The organism is Brevibacterium luteolum (assembly GCF_025147615.1).
In the GTDB taxonomy this organism is placed as follows: domain Bacteria; phylum Actinomycetota; class Actinomycetes; order Actinomycetales; family Brevibacteriaceae; genus Brevibacterium; species Brevibacterium luteolum.
Genome location: NZ_JALXPM010000022.1, coordinates 31,530 through 47,524, shown reverse-complemented (window position 1 = coordinate 47,524; position 15,995 = coordinate 31,530). Strand labels below are relative to the sequence as shown.

Genomic DNA, 15,995 nt, shown 5'->3' with positions numbered 1-15,995 from the left:
TCCGATCAGTGATCGTGTCCGTCTTCCTCATCGCCGTGGTCGTGTCCGTCGTGATCGCCATGGTCCATGTCGCCGTGGTCCATGTCCGAGCCGTCGCCCTGGTCGTATTCCTCCTGGGCGCCGGCGAACTCCTTGGCCGGGACGGTGACGTCGAGGTCACCGGCGTCGGTCTTGAGCGTCGTGGTGACCTCAGCACCGGGCTCGATGCCCTCCTTGAGCTTCATGAGCATGATGTGATCGCCGCCCGGCTCCAGCTTCAACTCACCGCCAGCGGGGATGACGAAGCCGCCTTCCTTCTCCTGCATCTTCGTCGAGCCCGAGTTGTCCTCGACGGTCTCGTGCAGCTCGGCCATCCCGGCGACCGAGGACTCGGCACCGGTGAAGTGGATGTCCTGGTCGGAGGAGTTCTTCAGGGTGCCGAACACGGCGGTCATGCCGTGGTCCTTGTCGACGGCCTTGACCCAGCCGTCTTCGAGCGTGAGTGCCGATTCGGCGGTGACCGCCTCGTCCTGCTGGGCGTCGGTGCCGCCGGCTTCGGTGGAGGCGTCGTTGCTGCCGTTGCTGCCGCAGGCGGCCAGGGTCAGTGCCAGGCCGAGGGCGGAGGCGGCTGCGGCGGTGCGGAATGCGATGGTCTTCTTCACTGTGTTGAGTCCTTTGCTCTTACGCGCCGTGCACGCTGGTGCACGCAGGGCAACACCGCAAGCGGGGTGCTGTCAGAGCCCTGCCGGGGGCACGGGGTTCAGACGGGTGAGGATCTGCACCGCTCCCGAGGCGGGAGTCCGGTCGTGCAGATCAGGCAGGCGTGAGTGCCTGCAGGCGGGTGAAGAGGACCGCAGGAGGCCCGCGTCTGAACCGGGAGTCGAGCACGGCGGGTGTGACAGCAGCCAGCACCGGAGCGACCTGCACTGGCAGCCGCAGGGGAATGACGAGCGGGACGAAGCGAGTGAAGGCCGTGGCAATCGGGCCGAGGGCTGCCTGGATGAGGGCGAAGACGAACTCTTCGCCGCACTTGAGGATCGCGATCGTGACGACAGCCGAAAGCAGGTGGGCGATGAGCATCGAGGTGCCGGCGCCGGCGTGTGCGGCTGTCTGCCCGGCAGCTGCGGCGGTGTCGGCGACGGCGGCAGAGACCTCGGCATCGGTCATATGGTGGGCGTGCGCGCCGGACCCGGCGCCGGTGCCCAGCTGCAGGTAGACCCGGCCACTATGGCCCCTGATGATGAGCGGGGCGTGACTGAACAGGGTCATGAGGTGGTGCAGCGCCAGCTGCGCGAACGCCACGATCGCGCTGAGCGAAAGGATCCCGAGCCGCCGGCCGGCCAGCAGCACACCGACCCACATGGTGAGCACGAAGCACACGATGCCGGCCAGCAGGGAGGCGCTGCCGTGGGCGCCGAGGTGGAAGAGCGTCGCGATGCCGGTGGCGATGAATGCTGCGCCGACGGAACGCCAGATGCGCATCTGCCTGCTCATGCCACCTCCTCAGCTCGATCGCACACGCCCGCACACCGCGTGCGAGCCCGACTCATTCTACAACTTGTCGTGCTAGCTCTGCCCCGCGGGTTTGGCTGCGAGACAGCCGCCGGGCCCGCGCCTACGGCTGAAGTGCGCGCACGGCGCCGCATGCCCACCGGACGGTCGCTGTTCACCCTCCTCGGCGTAACGATGGTGTAACGTTCCCTCTTTCAGTGTTTGCCCAGGTCAGAGCGGGTTTCATGAGCAATTCGTGAGAGCGCATCGGAAAGGCACCCTGCACGGCCAGGGTCTGTGCGACACGCGGCTCCATAGACTGGTCGTCGTGGCCTGGCAGCGCCCGGACCTGCATGCCGGTCGCCAGCCTGGGACCGGCCACCGCCCGTTCGCTCTTCCGTTCCATCGGCAGCTGCGCTGGGCCGCACACCTGTGTTGCCGAAAGAAAGGTATCCGACCGCAGTGGCAGTCGTCGAAGCCTCACACGTATACAAGGTCTTCGGAAAGCGCGGGCGCGACGTCGTCAAACGCCTCGAAGCCGGTGCTGACCGCGAAGAGCTCTCCCACCTCGGCACCGCTGCCGTCATCGACGCCAGCTTCACCGTCGAACGCGGTGAGAGCTTCGTCGTGATGGGCCTCTCTGGATCCGGCAAGTCCACCCTCATCCGGATGATCAACGGACTGTGGTCACCCACCTCGGGAACAGTGCGCGTGGCCGGCGAGGACATCTCGCAGATGTCGGCAGCCCAGCTGAGGCGCGTGCGCCGGGACAACATCGCCATGGTCTTCCAGCACTTCGCGCTCATGCCGCACCGCACGGTGCGTGAGAACGCCGCCTACGCCCTCGAGATCAAGGAGGTCGCCAAGACCGAACGCCTTGAGCGCGCCGATCATTGGCTGGACGTCGTCGGTCTCGACGGGTGGGGCGACAAATACCCCAGCCAGCTCTCCGGCGGCATGCAGCAGCGCGTCGGGCTGGCCCGCGCGCTCGCCTCGGAATCAGACATCCTCCTCATGGACGAAGCGTTCTCGGCACTCGACCCGCTGATCCGGCGCGAGATGCAGGAGCAGCTCGTCGAGCTGCAGTCGTCGCTGAACAAGACGATCATCTTCATCACCCACGACCTCAACGAGGCGATGTACCTCGGCGACCGGATCGCAGTCATGCGCGCTGGCCGGATCGTGCAGATCGGCACAGCCGAGGAGATCCTCACCTCCCCAGCCGATGACTATGTCGCGTCCTTCATCCAGGATGTCGACCGCACCCGTGTGCTCACGGCCGGTTCGGTCATGAAGACCACCGATTCGGTCGTGCCGGTGACCGCCGGCCCGCGGGTGGCCGCCCGCACAATGGAGGAGCGCAACGTCTCAGCGCTGTTCGTCACCGACCGCTCCCGCCAGCTGCTCGGCATCGTCACCGATGACGATGTCGTCGCTGCTGCCCGCACAGGGACCAGCGACCTCAGCGGGCTGCTGCGCACTGAGGGCCTGCTCAGCGTCTCAGTCGACACGCCGCTGTCCGACCTGTTCGCCCCCAGCGCCGAGGCGCTCGCGCCGCTGGCGGTGACCGATGACAAGAACCGGCTGGTCGGCATCATCCCGCGCATCCAGCTGCTCAATGCGATGGCCTCCGCCACGAGCGACACCTCGGCGGCATCCCCGCCGGAGGCTCTGACAGGAGCCGGCGCGGCCGCCGCCGGCGGGTCATCCCCGGCGAGCGGATCGACTGCCGCTGCAGTCATCGACGACGAGCAGAATCAGGAGGACTGAGCATGGACTTTCTCAAACCGCGCATCCCACTTGGCGACTGGGCGGAGGCGTTCCTCGACTGGTTCGAAGACGCGTTCGGCTGGCTCATCAGCGGCGTCACATGGTTGCTCGACGCTCTGTACGACAACATCGAGTCAGCGCTGACGTATCCGCACTTCCTCATCATGATCATCATCTTCACCGCAGTCGCCTGGGTGGCGGCGTCGTGGAAGCTGGCGATCTTCACTTTCCTCGGCTTCTACCTGCTGGCCGCACTCGATCAGTGGGAGACGGCCATGTCGACGGTCTCCCTCGTCATCGTCGCCGTCATCTTCGCGCTGCTGCTGGCCCTTCCGATCGGCATCCTGGCAGCCAAGTCGCAGGTCGTCTCCACCGTCGTGCGGCCGATCCTCGACTTCATGCAGTCGATGCCGGCGCTGGCTTATCTGGTTCCTGCCATCGTCATGTTCGGCGTCGGTCAGGTTCCCGGGGCCATCGCCACGATCATCTTCGCGATGCCGCCGGGCGTACGCCTGACCGAACTGGCCATCCGCCAGGTCGACCGGGAGGTCGTCGAGGCCGGTCACGCCTTCGGCGCCTCCGAAGGCCACATCCTCGGCCGCGTCCAGCTTCCGCTGGCGATGCCGACGATCATGGCCGGTGTCAACCAGGTCATCATGCTCGCCCTGTCGATGGTGGTGCTGGCCGGTATGGCCGGCGCTGGCGGGCTGGGCGGCCAGGTCATGCGCTCGATCAGCTCACTGGATGTGCCGCTCGGCGTCGAAGCCGGACTCGCCGTTGTCATCATCGCCATCTATCTCGACCGCGTCACCGCCGCACTCGGTGCCCGCAGCCCAGCCACCCGGGCTGCGGCGGCCTCCACCGGCTGACCGCCCACCGCTGTCACACATCCGCAGAAGAACACAGGAAAGAGGTATCGTCCGATGAAACTCTCGACTCTGACCAAAACCGGCGGCATCCTGGCCGCATCGGTTCTCGCGCTCACCGCATGCGGGGGCGGATCCGAATCCAACGGCGGATCAGGCAATGGCGACGGCCCTCAAGTCGAGATGGCCGACCCGGATCGCGACTGGGAGAACTGCGACCCCGGTGCCACTGCCAAGGACGTCACCGACACCGAAGCAGACGACAACACCGACATCACCCTCGGTGCGTTCGACGGCTGGGACGAGTCCTTCGCCGCAGCCCACCTGACGAAGGCTGTCCTCGAAGAGGACGGCTACTCCGTCGACATCGAGAGCTTCCAGGCCGGGCCCGGCTTCACCGGTGTCGCCAACGGCGACATCGACGTCGTCCTCGACGGCTGGATGCCGCTGACGCACAAGGACTACATCGAGGAATTCGGCGACAAGATGGAGGTCCACGGCTGCTGGTACAACAACGCTAAGCTCACCATCGCCGTCAACGAGGACTCCCCGGCGCAGTCCATCGCCGACCTCAAGGACATGGGCGACGAGTACGGCAACACCCTCTACGGCATCGAGCCCGGCGCCGGCCTGACCTCCACGACGGAGAACGAGGCCATCCCGACCTACGGTCTGGACAACCTCGACTTCAAGATCTCCTCAACGCCTGCGATGCTCGCACAGCTGAAGAAGGCCACCGACGCCGGTGACAACGTCGCCGTGACCCTGTGGCGCCCGCACTGGGCCTACGACGCCTTCCCGGTCCGCGACCTCGAAGACCCCGAGGGCGCCATGGGCGGAGCTGAAGTGATCTACAACTTCGCCCGTGACGGCTTCGCCGAGGACAACCCGAAGGCCGCGCAGCTGCTGCAGAACCTCGTCCTCGATGACGAGAACCTCGCCAGCCTGGAGAACGTCATGTTCTCCGATGAGAACTACGGCGGCGAGAACCTCGAGGAGGCCGTGGCCGAATGGCTCGAGGACAACCCGGACTTCGCCGAGGACTGGAAGGCCGGCAAGCTGAGCTGACTGACGCCCGGCACCAATACGACGCCTGCCCCGCATCTGCCCGATGCGGGGCAGGCGCGTCTCATCCCGCGGTCCCGCCGCTGCTGACCTCACCGGCTCGGCGCGGACGCATGAGCCTATTGCCATTAGTGCTTATGAGCACCCGGCGCCTACTGTGTCGGTCATGCTCGTCAACGTTCACCATCAGCTGCCGCCGCAGCCCGGGCATGCCCCGGTGCGGGTGCGGCTGCCGCGCCACCGCGGGTATGTCGTCGACACCCGCGACTGGGGTCCGGCGCTCTCCGGTCCCGAGGCGGAGGGCACCGAGCCGCGTGCGTGCACGGTGTGCGCGCTCGCCCATGAGCTTGTCGAGGTGCTCGAGCGGCTCTCCCACACGACCGAGGTGTTCGAGGTCATCATCCCGTGGTGGCTGCACATCGGCCGCTTGCGCTCAACTCTGACCAGCCACCTCGAGGATGTGCGCATCGGGCGGACGGTGCTGCACGGCAGCCTCGATGGCCTCGAGGACCTGCTGTGGTCGACCGACGGGCTGGAGGAGTCGGCTGACTGTGCACTCACCGGTCACGCCGAACTCGCCGCTGTCGCCGTCGAGCACGCCAGCGTGCTCACCGCCCGGCACGTCCTGGGTGAGCGCACCCGGGAGCTGCTCATCCACCTCGGCTGCCCGGCCTTCGGGCCTGCCGCCGAGTTCCTGTTCGCCCCCGCCGCCGGCCCCGTGCGGGTGGGCCTGACCGGGGAGGGTACGCACTTCGTCACCCGGGTCGTGTCCGCTCACGAACAGCTGGATGCTGAGCGCTTCTGCCGGCTGCTGCCCGAGGCGGCCGCCGGGGCCTGCCGGATCCGCGGTACCGTGTGGGTCGACTCCAGGCCCGAGACCCGCGTGCGGGTGTGCGGGATCGGCTCACAGGTGTGGATGGAGGAGGACGGCCAGTGGTTCGCCCCGGCGTTCTCCTCACCGTCTGCGGTGCTCGCCTGCCATCACAGCTCAGATCCGCAGGTCATTGACGCGCTGTGCCACTGGCATCCGCACCACGGAGACCGGTGCTCGCGCATCGCGCTCACCGCCCCACGCGAGTACGCCCAGGACTGGGCGGGCCTGCTGGCTGAGGCGGTGCGCTCCCAGCCGGCGCTGCCCGACCACCTGTCCCAGCACTGAACCACCAGCACCGAACAGTCAGCACGGAAGAATCAGCTACAGAAAGGCACCATCATGAAGGTCCGCAATTCGCTTCGCTCCCTGAAGAACCAGCCCGGCTCCCAGGTCGTGCGCCGCAAGGGCAAGACCTATGTCATCAACAAGAAGAACCCGCGCCTGAAGGCACGGCAGGGCTGATCACATCCGCAGCCACGTCTGCGCGGCAGCTGAGAGCACCGCGCCGTCGCCGGCTGCCGCGTCCGCCCAGTCAACCGGCTGGCCATCGGCTGCGATGACGCCGTCTTTGAGCACGACGACGTCGAAGTTGCACGCTAGCCCGGCCATCGCGGTGTGATAGACCGACCGGTCGACATCGATCCCTCCGATGATGAGCCGGTCGATCGCCAGGTCATGCAGCCCGGCTGCCAGGTCGTCGATGCCGTCGAAGGCATCGGCGACCTCTGAACTGAGCGCCAGATCATCCTCGGTCTGCCCGAGGCCACCGGCCGGGGAGTCTGCATCCGCACCCGAACCGGCCCCCGCCTCGGGCGCGGGAGCACGCAGATAAGCGACCACGCCGTCAGCCACACGTGCCCGGTTGAGAACTTCGGTAAGCTGTGCAGAGATCTCAGACAGGGCGTTGCCGCTGCCGGCGGTGTTCATGAGCATGAGTGCGTCCATGGCTTCAAGCATAGTCACCGAGCACGCACACCAAGGAGGGACGATGGCCGATCTGCGCTACACCTACCGGTTCGCCTCCGAACATCTGGGACACCGGCGCGACGACAATTTCGTCCTCTACTCCGATCACGTCGAGGTCGCCTCGATGACCTCGATCCGCGAGGCCGCCCGGGCATTGGCCGCGGCCGAGGAATCCGATGAGGAGCGGCCGTTCCTGTGGATCGACATGTACCGGCCGACCCATGAGGACCTCACCGAGCTGGCCGAGGCGTTCTCCCTGCACCCGCTGGCCATCGAGGACGCGATCGAAGCCCATCAGCGGCCGAAGTACGAACGCTACGGCTCCACCGAATTCGTCGTGCTGCGCCCGGCGGTCATCCGCCGCAACCGGCCGCAGGCCCCGGCCGGGCTGACCGATGCGCAGACCGGTGCCGCAGCCGGGGGCACCAGGAACACCGGTGGCGCCGACGGTTCCGGTGCCAGCGAGCCGGCGGAGGCCCAGTCGGTCGACATCAAGGTCGGTGAGATCCACATCTTCCTCGGCGCCCGGTTCATCATCGTCATCCGGCACGGCACGCTGCTCGATACGCAGAACGTCCGCGAGGTCTTCGAATCCGATACCCGGTTCTCCGGGTTCCCGCAGTTCTCGGCGCTCTACCGCGTCATGGACCGCATCGTCGACAACTACCTGCCGGTCGTGGCGATCCTCGAAGACCAGACCGATGACCTCGAAGAGCGGATCTTCACCGGCACCCCGGCGCAGTCGCAGGACATCTACCACCTCTCCCGCGAGCTCATCGAGCTCGACCGGGCGGTCAAACCGCTCGAAGGGGTCATCGACACGCTATTCAACTCGCTTGTCGTGCACACCGTGCCGGCCGAACTGCAGCGCGGCCTGCGCGACGTCGCTGACCACATCCACAGCGTCAACGAGCGCGTCGAACGGCTACGCAGCGTCCTGCGCGAGCTGTTCACCTTCAACTCCACGCTCATCTCCGAGGCGCAGAACGAGGACATGCGGCGAATGAACGAACTGTCGATCCAGCAGAACGAGCAGATGAAGAAGATCTCCGGCTGGGCCGGCATCCTCTTCTTCCCGTCACTGGTCGCCGGCACCTACGGCATGAACTTCGACACGATGCCCGAACTGCACTGGATCTTCGGCTATCCGTTCGCGCTCGGGCTCATGGTCGCCGGCTCCGGGTTCCTGTTCTGGCTGTTCAAGCGGGCCGGGTGGCTCTGAGAGACCCTGGCCGCAGAATTGCTGAAAGGCCCGCCACCGGCCGCATGCGAGAATTCCACACGTGACCCGATCCCCCTGGTTTCAGCTCATCGCCTCCTACAGCGCAGCCGACCTGCCGCTGTGCCGTCGCTTCGAGATGGACGCCGCCACCCTCATCGAGATCTCCGGTGCCGACCGCCTCGGCGACCTCACCCCAGCCAACGCGATCGAGGTCCCGCAGCTGTCCGAGATCTCCGCCAGCACGCTGACCGCCGAGGCGATCGCCGCTGACGACCCGCTGGCCACCACGCTGGCCGCTGCCCTGCGGCAGGCACTGCAGCGCCGCCAGCTGCTGTGGCTGGCTTCGATCGACGCCGGGCAGGTCGCCCGGCTGCAGGAGGCCTTCGGAGCGAACGTCCTCCATGTCGCTGGGGCCGGTGACAACGGGTGCGTGCCGGTCGCCCTCAACCCCGAGAACTGGGTGCGCGCCTGGGCGGACGGCTCACCTGCCCAGCAGGCGTTCGTACGCGCGGCCGGCACCGGCACCGATGCGCTGACCCTGACCCGCCGCAGCCTGGCGGCATTGCGCCGCACCGCCGCCCCGATCATCGAACGGTCCTGGCCGCGCCGGTTCTTCCGCAGCCCGAAGGTCATCGCCTATTTCGTCGTGCTGGTGTACTCAGCGCTGCGGGCGCTGCCGGTGTCGTTCGTCTCCCAGTTCAAGGGTCAGCTGTGGGTGCTGTGGACGATCGACCTCGTCACCGCGATCCCGTACACGTGGGGTGTCATCGCGATGGTCGCCGGGCGGCAGCGGATCACCCGGCTGCTCGGCACGATCGTCGCCATCATCACCTTCACCGCCCCGTACGTGTACTTCTGGCTCAAGGGCGATAAGTACCCGCTCTACGTCATCCTCATCGTCGCAGGCCTCATCGTCTTCACCTGCCTGCTCGAGGGCTCCCGCTGGCAGCGTGACCGGATCGTCAAATGGCGACTCGGCGGCCGCGCGCCGACGCGGAAGGGCCTCTCCGAACGGTTCTAGCTACTCGACGGCCTCGGCGGTGCTGCGGGCGCTGCGGCCGCGGATATCGCGCAGGATGCAGGTGGCGGTGAACCAGCCGCCGGAGATCCAGAACGCTGCGAGCAGCCACACCGGGCGCGCAGGGTAGATCGCGACCATCCAGGCGGTCGCCCCCATCCACACGAGCACCGAGATGATGTTGAGCGCCATGAACCGTTCGACCCGGAACGGGTGCGTGTAATGCGTCGGCACGAGGGTGAGCACGACGAACACGAGCACCGCGGCGATGGTGAGCGATGCCGGCAGGGCCAGCACATAGAGCATCACCGCGATGACGTTCCAGGCTGCCGGGAAGCCGATGAAGTAGTAGTCGGTCGACTTCCAGTTCTCATTGGCGTAGCAGAACATCGAGGACACGAGGATGAGCACCGCCAGCCCGATCGCCACCGGCTTGGGACCCAGCGGCAGGTGCATGAGCATGAACAGCACCGGGATGAACGTCCACGTCAGGTAGTCGACGACGATGTCGACGACGGTACCGTCGAACCACGGGGCGATCTCCTTGACGCGAGCTTTGCGAGCGAGGAACCCGTCGACACCGTCGATGAGCGCGGCGATGCCCAGCCACAGCCACATCCAGCCGATGCGCCCGTCGAGCAGGGCGAGCATCGCCAGCAGCGCCCACAGGAACCCGGAGAGGGTGAACAGGTGCACCGCCCATGCGCCGGCGTATGCGCGCCGGCGGTGGGTCGTGCGCTGGGGTTCGGGAGCGGGGCTGGTCGTCATGGCAGTCTGCGGTCCGGCGCTCATGCGCCGGTCACGTGCTGGTCGAGGAAGGCGATGAACTCCCGGTACCACTGGCGGGCGTTGCCGCGTCCGAGGATCCAGTGGTTCTCATTCGGGTAGTACAGGAACCGGTGCTGGGTCTGGCCGTTGGCATCGAGCGGGGTCTTGGAGAAGGTCAGCAGGTCGAACCACAGCTGCTGGCCCTGCCCGATCGGCACCCGGTAGTCCTTGTCGCCGTGGATGACGAGCACCGGCACCTCGATGTCGCGCACATACAGGTGCGGCGAGTACGTCTGCGCCTGCTCGGCCATCGCCAGCGCCCATGAGCCGTTGTCGGTCGTCGCACCCATCGTGGTGACGTCCCACAGGGAGGCGTGGGTGACGATGCAGCGGAACCGGTCGCGGGTGTGGCCTGCGACCCAGTTGGCGAGATACCCGCCGTAGGAGCCGCCGGCGAGCGCCTGCCGGGTCTCGTCGATGTCGTCGCGGGCGATCGTCGCGTCGGTCAGTGCCATGACGTCGTCGAAGGGGGCGCCGCCGAGCTCCTGCTGGCCGCGGTCGATGAAGGCCTGCCCGTATCCGGTCGAGATCGCCGGGTCCGGCATGAGCACCGCATAGCCGGCTTCGACGAAGGGCCACGGGTTCCAGCGGTAGGTCCAGGAGTTCCAGGACCCCCACGGCCCGCCGTGGACGAACACGGCCAGCGGGTAGGGTGCGCTGGCCCCCGTTCCCGAGGCAGTGGTTGCCGTTCCCGAGGCGGTGGCTGGCAGGGCGAGCCAGGCGCGGATCTCGGTGCCGTCGGCTGCGGTCGTGGTGACCTCTTCGAGCCGGCCGGCAGGTTTCAGGTCATCGGCAGGGTTGGTGCGCACCGTGACGTCGCCGGTCGCGGTGTCGATAGACACGAGATGCGGGGCTTCGGCGACCGAGGAGCGGATCGCGAGCACCCCCTCGGGCGTGGTGACGAGATTGCTGTAGTGGTACGGCTGATCGTCCCCGCCTGCCAGCAGGCGAGGTTCGGCGTCATCGAGTCCGCCGATCCACACGGCTCCGCGGCCGCGGTAGTCCGAGGTCGCCAGCAGTGTGGTGTCATCGAGCCAGGTGATGGAGTACCACTGGTCGCCCTCAGGCCACAGCCGGCGGGTGGTGCCGGTGGCGAGTTCGACGAGCAGCGGCCGCATCTGCAGGTTCGACTCCGGGGTCCACGCGGACTCTTCGCTCACCACGACGAACCGGTTATCGGGGCTGAGCGCTTCTGCGGTGTAGTCGGTCGGGTGTGCTGAGCGCAGCAGCACGCTGGTCTCACCGGAGGCGATGTCGACGAGCCAGATGTCGGTGACATCGGTCGTCTTGGCCTCCAGATGTCGCACGTCGAGAATGGCACGCCTGCCGTCGGCGGCCAGTTCGACCCCGGTGATCCGGCCAGCGGGCACCGGTCCGTGCCGGAAGGAAAGCGTCCCGTCATCGGCGATGTCGCCGAGGTCGGCGATGAGCAGGCCGTCGCGGTCGGGTCCGAGGTCGGTGTCCCAGCGGCGGATGGGGAAGGAGTCGTGCAGGATGCCGGTGATCTTGTGGGCCTTGCGCTTGCCGTACAGCTCGGCGTGGGTCTTCTCGTCCTCAGCGCCGGGGACGATCGGGCCGGTGGCCAGCACGGTTGCACCGCGCACGGCCACGGAGGAGAAGCCGCCGGGGCGGGTGGCCATCTGGATGGCCTCGCCGCGGGCAGGCAGCTTCCACAGGCTGGCGTCTTCGGCTGCGTCGTCGGCGGTGTTGGCGCGCTTGGCGATGAACCACACATTGCCGTCATCGTCGACGCTGGCGGCTCCGGCTGAGGCGAGCGGCGATGTCAGCCGCACAGGCGCCTCATCGACGGAGTAGAGGGCGGTGAGGTAGTCACCGGCGGCCGGATCGCCAGCCGCGTCGTCGCGGCCTGCGGTCTCGCCGGTCTCCTCCGCCTCGGCGGCGGGAGCCTGCTGGACCGTCTGCACGAGGGCGACGGCACCGCCGGTGGGGTTGGCGGCCAGGCCGTTGAGGCGGTGGGCGTCGAGCAGCGCGTCGATGCTGATGCCCGGGGATGCGGGAGTGTCGGAAAGAGTCATGGGCGAAACGCTACCAGCGTTGGCCGGGAGTGCGGTGGGGGGAAATGCTCAGAATTCACATCGTGGCACACGCATATGCTCCCCTGATCGCGGCGGATACGCTGAGGTCATGACGACCGCACATGTGCGTGAGCGCCTCGCCTCGGGCAAGACAGCGCTGGGAACCTTCATCCTCGAATTCGCCACCCCGGGCATCGGGGCGATCTGCGCTCGGGCCGGAGCGGACTGGGTGCTCTACGATCTCGAGCACACCGGCTGGTCACTCGATGCGATCCGCCCGGCCCTCGCCGTGTCCCGCCGCGAAGACATCGCCTCCTTCGTCCGGGTCGCCGGGCACAGCCAGTATCTCGTCTCCACCGCGCTCGATGCCGGGGCCGAGGGGATCATGATGCCCTATGTCGACACGGCTGAGCAGGCCGCGGAGATCGCCGCGTGGATGCACTTCCCGCCGGCCGGCCGGCGCGGCAGCGCCTTCGGCATCGCCCACGACCTCTACTCCCCCGGCGCTCCGGCGGACAAGCAGGCGGCGGCCAATGCGTCGGTGATGTTTTTGCCGCAGATCGAGACCCCGGCCGCGGTCGAAGCTGCCGAGGAGATCGGCGCGGTCGAGGGTGTCGATGTGCTTTTCGTCGGCCCACTGGACTTGTCGACGAACCTCGGCAGGCCCGGGGACTTCACCAACCCGGAGTTCCTCGCCGCCCTCGACACGGTCGCCGCGGCAGCGAAGGCGACCGGCACGGCCGCTGGGATCTTCTCCACCTCCGAGCAGCTGAGCGCCGCAGCATTGGAACGCGGTTATTCGGTCATCTCGCTCGCCGGCGACATCTTCACCTACCAGGCCGCGCTGGCGGCAGGGCTGACGGCGATCCGCGAACGGGACTGAGGCTCAGGCCGAAGTTCAGACCCACATCCTCGGAGGCGGTTACTGCCAGTCGGGGATGATGAGCTGTTCATGTTCGAGGAAGACGTGCTGGACGATCTTCTCAGCCGTCTCAACAGAGGCCGGATTCCCGTCACCTGCTGCGGTGTTGACGCTGACGGTCTCCATCCGGCCCTCAGCCTGATGCGAGGCGTGGACGGTGAAGCCGTACCCTGATTCCGCGTCGGTGCCGATGAACTGGATCGCTGAGGCGCCGAGTTCGGACTTGTACGCCCAGCCGGCGCCGTTCTTGACCCGGATGTCGCGGTCGGCGAGCTTCTTGCCGTTGGTGTCGCCGTAGTCGAACTCGTATTCCTTCTTGAACTGCAGCTCCTCCTGCGGCGACTGCCGGAAACTCTCCTCGCAGGTGATGTGCATCGTCATCTGCTCATCGGGGGACCCGAAGGTGTAGAAGATGTACCTGCCGCGCTCAGAGCCCGGCACCGGTTTGGCATTCGGCGGCAGCGCGACCTCGAGCCGGGAGGCGCACTCGCCGGCGAAATCCGCCCGGTGCATCTTCCAGCCCTCGGGGATCTGCGGGCCGGTCTCGGTCGGTTCGGGTGCGGGTCCCTGGGTCGGGGCGACGGCGATGCCCAGCGGCGCGCCGGGCTCATCGGAGGTGCGGATGCCCACCAGCCCGCAGCCGGAGAGCAGCACCGCCACTGCGCTCGCTGCGGCGAGCGCACGCAGGGGGCGGCGGTGCCGGGCCCGAGGTGTGCGGTGTGTTCTCACGGCGTCTCCAGTGTCGTGGGGCGAGCGGGTGTCAGTGGGCGGGCGGCTGCGGTGAGCCGGAGCCGTGCTGCTGCGGGCCCGAGCCGTGCTGCTGCGGGCCCGAGCCATGCTGCTGCGGGCCGGGACCGGTCTGCGGCTGCTGCCCGGTCTGCGGCTGCTGCGGGGCGTGGGTCTGCGGTGGCGGGGATCCGACCGGCTGGGATCCGACGGGCTGCTGCGCAGGCCGCGGCGGGGCGAACGACGAGCGCTGTCGGCCGGGCTGCTGGGGCGGCATCCCCTGCTGTGGCGGCGGGCCGTAGGGACCTGGCTGGCTGCCGGGCATCGGCTGCTGCTGGCCGTTGTTGCCCAGCGTCTCACCGGTGGCGGTGTCGTGCCATTGGCCGTCGACCTTCTGCAGGCGGCGCTTCGATCCGCGGCGCGGGGTGCCGAGCATCCGGCCGAGTTCGGCCTCGGATGGGGCGCGGGGCGGGCGGAAGGACTGGTCGGCGCGGCCGGCCTTGTTGGCGTTGACCGGTTCGACCGGCCGGGAGCCGGCCACGGCTGCCGCACCGTCGTAGTCCTGCGGGGCGACCGGCTGCTGTGCTTCGCCGAGCACCGGCAGCACGAGGCGGACCGAGGTGCCCTGGCCCTCTTGGCTCAGCAGGGAGACCGAACCGCCGTGGCGGCTGATGATCGAGCGCACGAGCGAGAGCCCCATGCCGGAGCCGGCGACGGCGCGGACCTGTTGGCCGCGGCTGAGCTCGTCCCAGACGGTGGCCTGTTCGGCTGCGGGGATGCCCATGCCGGTGTCGGCGACTTCGATGACGATCCAGCGGTGCTGGTTGATGACCTGCTCATTGGCGCGCAGCTCGATGACGTCGGTGTCGGTGGAGTATTTGATGGCGTTGCCGAGCAGGTTCATGATCGCTGACATCAGCAGGTCCTCTTCACCAGCCACATCGGGCAGCCGCCAGGGGGCGCGGGCGACGGTGGCGATGATCATCCGGTCCTCGGCACCGGGTGCGGTGCGGGCGTCTTCGACGGCCTGGTGGATGAGCTGATCCATATTCACCCGCTGGTAGTGGATCTCGCGGGATTCGATGTCGGCGAGCTTGCGCAGATCGGCCAGCAGGCGGGCCACACGGCGGGAGGAGGTGTCGATCTGCCGGGCGACCGGTTCGATCTCACTGGATGAGGCAACCGGTTCGGTGACGAGTTCGCGGATCGTCGCCGCCGAGGTGCGCAGTGCCGTCAGCGGGTTCTTCAGTTCGTGGTCGAGGCGGATGAGCATCCGGTTGCGGTTGGCCAGTGCTTCGTGTTCGGCCCGAGCCCGCTCCTCAGCCCGCAGGGCGGCTTCGCGTTTGCGCAGCAGGTGGCGCAGGTAGAAGAACGCGCCGATCAGCAGGCCGAGGAGGAGCAGCACCAGGATGAGCAGCAGCCAGATGCGGATCTCGAAGATGAGGAACTGGTTCATCACGGTCTCGCGTTCTCAGCGCCGGTGACCTCGGCGACGAACCGGTAGCCGCGGCCCTGCACGGTGCCGATCCAGCGCGGGTTCGAGGCGTCCTCGCCGAGGACGCGGCGCAGCTCGGCGACCCGGGAGTCGACCGCACGGGTGCCGACGGCGTCGTCGAAGCCCCACAGCACCTCGAGCAGGCGCTGGCGTTCGATGAGCTCGTCGCGGTGGACCATGAGGTATTCGAGCAGTGTCACGCCCTTGGGCGTGATGACGAGTTCGCGGTCGCCGAGCCACACGCGCCGCGAGGTGCGGTCCAGGCGCAGCCCGAAGGTCGACACGAGCACCGGGGCGGTGGCCAGCGGCGGGCCGTCGTGGCGGGTGCGGCGCAGCACCGCGCGGATGCGGGCGACGAGTTCGTGCGGGTCGAAGGGCTTGTTCAGGTAGTCGTCAGCACCCTCTTCGAGTGCCATGGCGCGTTCGACGGCTTCGCCGACCTGGGTGAGCAGCAGCACCGGCACCCAGTTCTCCTCGCGGCGCAGGGTGCGCAGCACTTCGCGGCCGTCAGCGCCGGGCATGAGCACGTCGAGGACGCAGACGTCGGGTTTGTGCCGGCGGATCTCGTCAAGGGCGAGTTTGCCGTCGGGTGCGGTGATGACCCGCAGGCCGGAGCGTTCCAGGAACGGGGCGACGGCACCGAGCACATCGGGTTCGTCGTCGGCGAGGACGACAACAGGACGGTTGTCGACACCGGGCTGCGCAGTCATGGAGATCCTTCGCTTGGCTCAGATTTG

16 protein-coding genes are annotated in these 15,995 nt (G+C 67.9%); 8 read left to right on the top strand and 8 right to left on the bottom strand.

The window, feature by feature from the left end; translation table 11 throughout:
- Window positions 1–5 precede the first annotated feature (5 nt).
- Together M3C25_RS07275 and M3C25_RS07270 are read right to left on the bottom strand one after the other, a co-directional pair.
- Window positions 6–641, bottom strand: a complete 636-nt coding sequence (locus M3C25_RS07275) for a copper chaperone PCu(A)C (RefSeq protein ID WP_259855545.1) — start codon at window positions 639–641, stop codon at window positions 6–8.
- A 151-nt stretch (window positions 642–792) separates the two neighbouring features.
- Complete coding sequence (locus M3C25_RS07270; RefSeq protein WP_259855543.1) at window positions 793–1,473, bottom strand: hypothetical protein; 681 nt, start codon at window positions 1,471–1,473, stop codon at window positions 793–795.
- Between the two features lie 459 nt (window positions 1,474–1,932).
- Here M3C25_RS07270 and M3C25_RS07265 point away from each other — a divergent pair, with 459 nt between their 5' ends.
- The 5 genes from M3C25_RS07265 to ykgO all read left to right on the top strand — a co-directional run bounded on the left by M3C25_RS07265 (window position 1,933) and on the right by ykgO (window position 6,507).
- On the top strand, window positions 1,933–3,240 hold the full coding sequence (locus tag M3C25_RS07265; protein ID WP_259855542.1) for a quaternary amine ABC transporter ATP-binding protein: 1,308 nt from the start codon (window positions 1,933–1,935) through the stop codon (window positions 3,238–3,240).
- 2 nt (window positions 3,241–3,242) lie between these two features.
- Window positions 3,243–4,109 carry an ABC transporter permease gene (locus tag M3C25_RS07260; RefSeq protein WP_259855540.1) on the top strand — a complete coding sequence of 289 codons (867 nt, stop codon included), beginning with the start codon at window positions 3,243–3,245 and terminating at the stop codon, window positions 4,107–4,109.
- A 54-nt stretch (window positions 4,110–4,163) separates the two neighbouring features.
- A complete protein-coding gene (locus tag M3C25_RS07255) occupies window positions 4,164–5,174 on the top strand; it encodes a glycine betaine ABC transporter substrate-binding protein (protein WP_217005879.1) in 1,011 nt (336 codons plus the stop codon).
- A gap of 163 nt (window positions 5,175–5,337) precedes the next feature.
- The gene (locus M3C25_RS07250; protein ID WP_259855537.1) at window positions 5,338–6,330 is read left to right on the top strand and encodes a CobW C-terminal domain-containing protein; all 993 of its coding nucleotides are present in this window, start codon (window positions 5,338–5,340) and stop codon (window positions 6,328–6,330) included.
- A 54-nt stretch (window positions 6,331–6,384) separates the two neighbouring features.
- Window positions 6,385–6,507 carry a type B 50S ribosomal protein L36 gene (ykgO, locus tag M3C25_RS07245; protein ID WP_102162416.1) on the top strand — a complete coding sequence of 41 codons (123 nt, stop codon included), beginning with the start codon at window positions 6,385–6,387 and terminating at the stop codon, window positions 6,505–6,507.
- Here the strand turns inward: ykgO and M3C25_RS07240 are convergent, their stop codons facing one another.
- Entirely contained in the window at window positions 6,508–6,990 is a 483-nt protein-coding gene (locus M3C25_RS07240) for an isochorismatase family protein (RefSeq protein WP_259855534.1), read from the bottom strand.
- A gap of 43 nt (window positions 6,991–7,033) precedes the next feature.
- On the opposite strand from M3C25_RS07240, the gene M3C25_RS07235 reads away from it, so the two are divergent.
- The gene (locus M3C25_RS07235; protein ID WP_259855532.1) at window positions 7,034–8,233 is read left to right on the top strand and encodes a magnesium and cobalt transport protein CorA; all 1,200 of its coding nucleotides are present in this window, start codon (window positions 7,034–7,036) and stop codon (window positions 8,231–8,233) included.
- Between the two features lie 61 nt (window positions 8,234–8,294).
- Window positions 8,295–9,254: a cytochrome C oxidase subunit IV gene (locus M3C25_RS07230; protein WP_259855530.1), complete on the top strand. Its 960-nt coding sequence runs from the start codon at window positions 8,295–8,297 to the stop codon at window positions 9,252–9,254.
- Here the strand turns inward: M3C25_RS07230 and M3C25_RS07225 are convergent, their stop codons facing one another.
- Both M3C25_RS07225 and M3C25_RS07220 read right to left on the bottom strand, forming a co-directional pair.
- On the bottom strand, window positions 9,255–10,019 hold the full coding sequence (locus M3C25_RS07225; RefSeq protein ID WP_259855528.1) for a CDP-alcohol phosphatidyltransferase family protein: 765 nt from the start codon (window positions 10,017–10,019) through the stop codon (window positions 9,255–9,257).
- Between the two features lie 20 nt (window positions 10,020–10,039).
- Entirely contained in the window at window positions 10,040–12,115 is a 2,076-nt protein-coding gene (locus M3C25_RS07220; protein ID WP_259855526.1) for a S9 family peptidase, read from the bottom strand.
- 109 nt (window positions 12,116–12,224) lie between these two features.
- Here M3C25_RS07220 and M3C25_RS07215 point away from each other — a divergent pair, with 109 nt between their 5' ends.
- The gene (locus M3C25_RS07215; protein WP_259855524.1) at window positions 12,225–12,998 is read left to right on the top strand and encodes an HpcH/HpaI aldolase family protein; all 774 of its coding nucleotides are present in this window, start codon (window positions 12,225–12,227) and stop codon (window positions 12,996–12,998) included.
- A 39-nt stretch (window positions 12,999–13,037) separates the two neighbouring features.
- Here M3C25_RS07215 and M3C25_RS07210 read toward each other — a convergent pair whose 3' ends face one another.
- The 3 genes from M3C25_RS07210 to M3C25_RS07200 are packed head-to-tail and all read right to left on the bottom strand — an operon-like array spanning window position 13,038 to window position 15,968.
- Window positions 13,038–13,766, bottom strand: coding sequence for a hypothetical protein (locus tag M3C25_RS07210; RefSeq protein ID WP_259855522.1), 729 nt, complete (start codon window positions 13,764–13,766; stop codon window positions 13,038–13,040).
- A gap of 31 nt (window positions 13,767–13,797) precedes the next feature.
- Complete coding sequence (locus tag M3C25_RS07205) at window positions 13,798–15,219, bottom strand: sensor histidine kinase (protein WP_259855547.1); 1,422 nt, start codon at window positions 15,217–15,219, stop codon at window positions 13,798–13,800.
- The gene (locus M3C25_RS07200; protein WP_165883944.1) at window positions 15,219–15,968 is read right to left on the bottom strand and encodes a response regulator transcription factor; all 750 of its coding nucleotides are present in this window, start codon (window positions 15,966–15,968) and stop codon (window positions 15,219–15,221) included. Before M3C25_RS07200 ends, M3C25_RS07205 begins: the two co-directional genes overlap by 1 nt.
- Window positions 15,969–15,995 lie beyond the last annotated feature (27 nt).

What these genes read in the sequence shown, in the direction of transcription:
- M3C25_RS07270 (WP_259855543.1), bottom strand. Translation starts at nt 1,473, where the DNA reads ATGAGCAGGCAGATGCGCATCTGGCGTTCCGTCGGCGCAGCATTCATC.
- M3C25_RS07260 (WP_259855540.1), top strand. Translation starts at nt 3,243, where the DNA reads ATGGACTTTCTCAAACCGCGCATCCCACTTGGCGACTGGGCGGAGGCG.
- M3C25_RS07255 (WP_217005879.1), top strand. Translation starts at nt 4,164, where the DNA reads ATGAAACTCTCGACTCTGACCAAAACCGGCGGCATCCTGGCCGCATCG.
- M3C25_RS07250 (WP_259855537.1), top strand. Translation starts at nt 5,338, where the DNA reads ATGCTCGTCAACGTTCACCATCAGCTGCCGCCGCAGCCCGGGCATGCC.
- ykgO (WP_102162416.1), top strand. Translation starts at nt 6,385, where the DNA reads ATGAAGGTCCGCAATTCGCTTCGCTCCCTGAAGAACCAGCCCGGCTCC.
- M3C25_RS07240 (WP_259855534.1), bottom strand. Translation starts at nt 6,990, where the DNA reads ATGGACGCACTCATGCTCATGAACACCGCCGGCAGCGGCAACGCCCTG.
- M3C25_RS07235 (WP_259855532.1), top strand. Translation starts at nt 7,034, where the DNA reads ATGGCCGATCTGCGCTACACCTACCGGTTCGCCTCCGAACATCTGGGA.
- M3C25_RS07225 (WP_259855528.1), bottom strand. Translation starts at nt 10,019, where the DNA reads ATGACGACCAGCCCCGCTCCCGAACCCCAGCGCACGACCCACCGCCGG.
- M3C25_RS07220 (WP_259855526.1), bottom strand. Translation starts at nt 12,115, where the DNA reads ATGACTCTTTCCGACACTCCCGCATCCCCGGGCATCAGCATCGACGCG.
- M3C25_RS07215 (WP_259855524.1), top strand. Translation starts at nt 12,225, where the DNA reads ATGACGACCGCACATGTGCGTGAGCGCCTCGCCTCGGGCAAGACAGCG.
- M3C25_RS07205 (WP_259855547.1), bottom strand. Translation starts at nt 15,219, where the DNA reads ATGAACCAGTTCCTCATCTTCGAGATCCGCATCTGGCTGCTGCTCATC.
- M3C25_RS07200 (WP_165883944.1), bottom strand. Translation starts at nt 15,968, where the DNA reads ATGACTGCGCAGCCCGGTGTCGACAACCGTCCTGTTGTCGTCCTCGCC.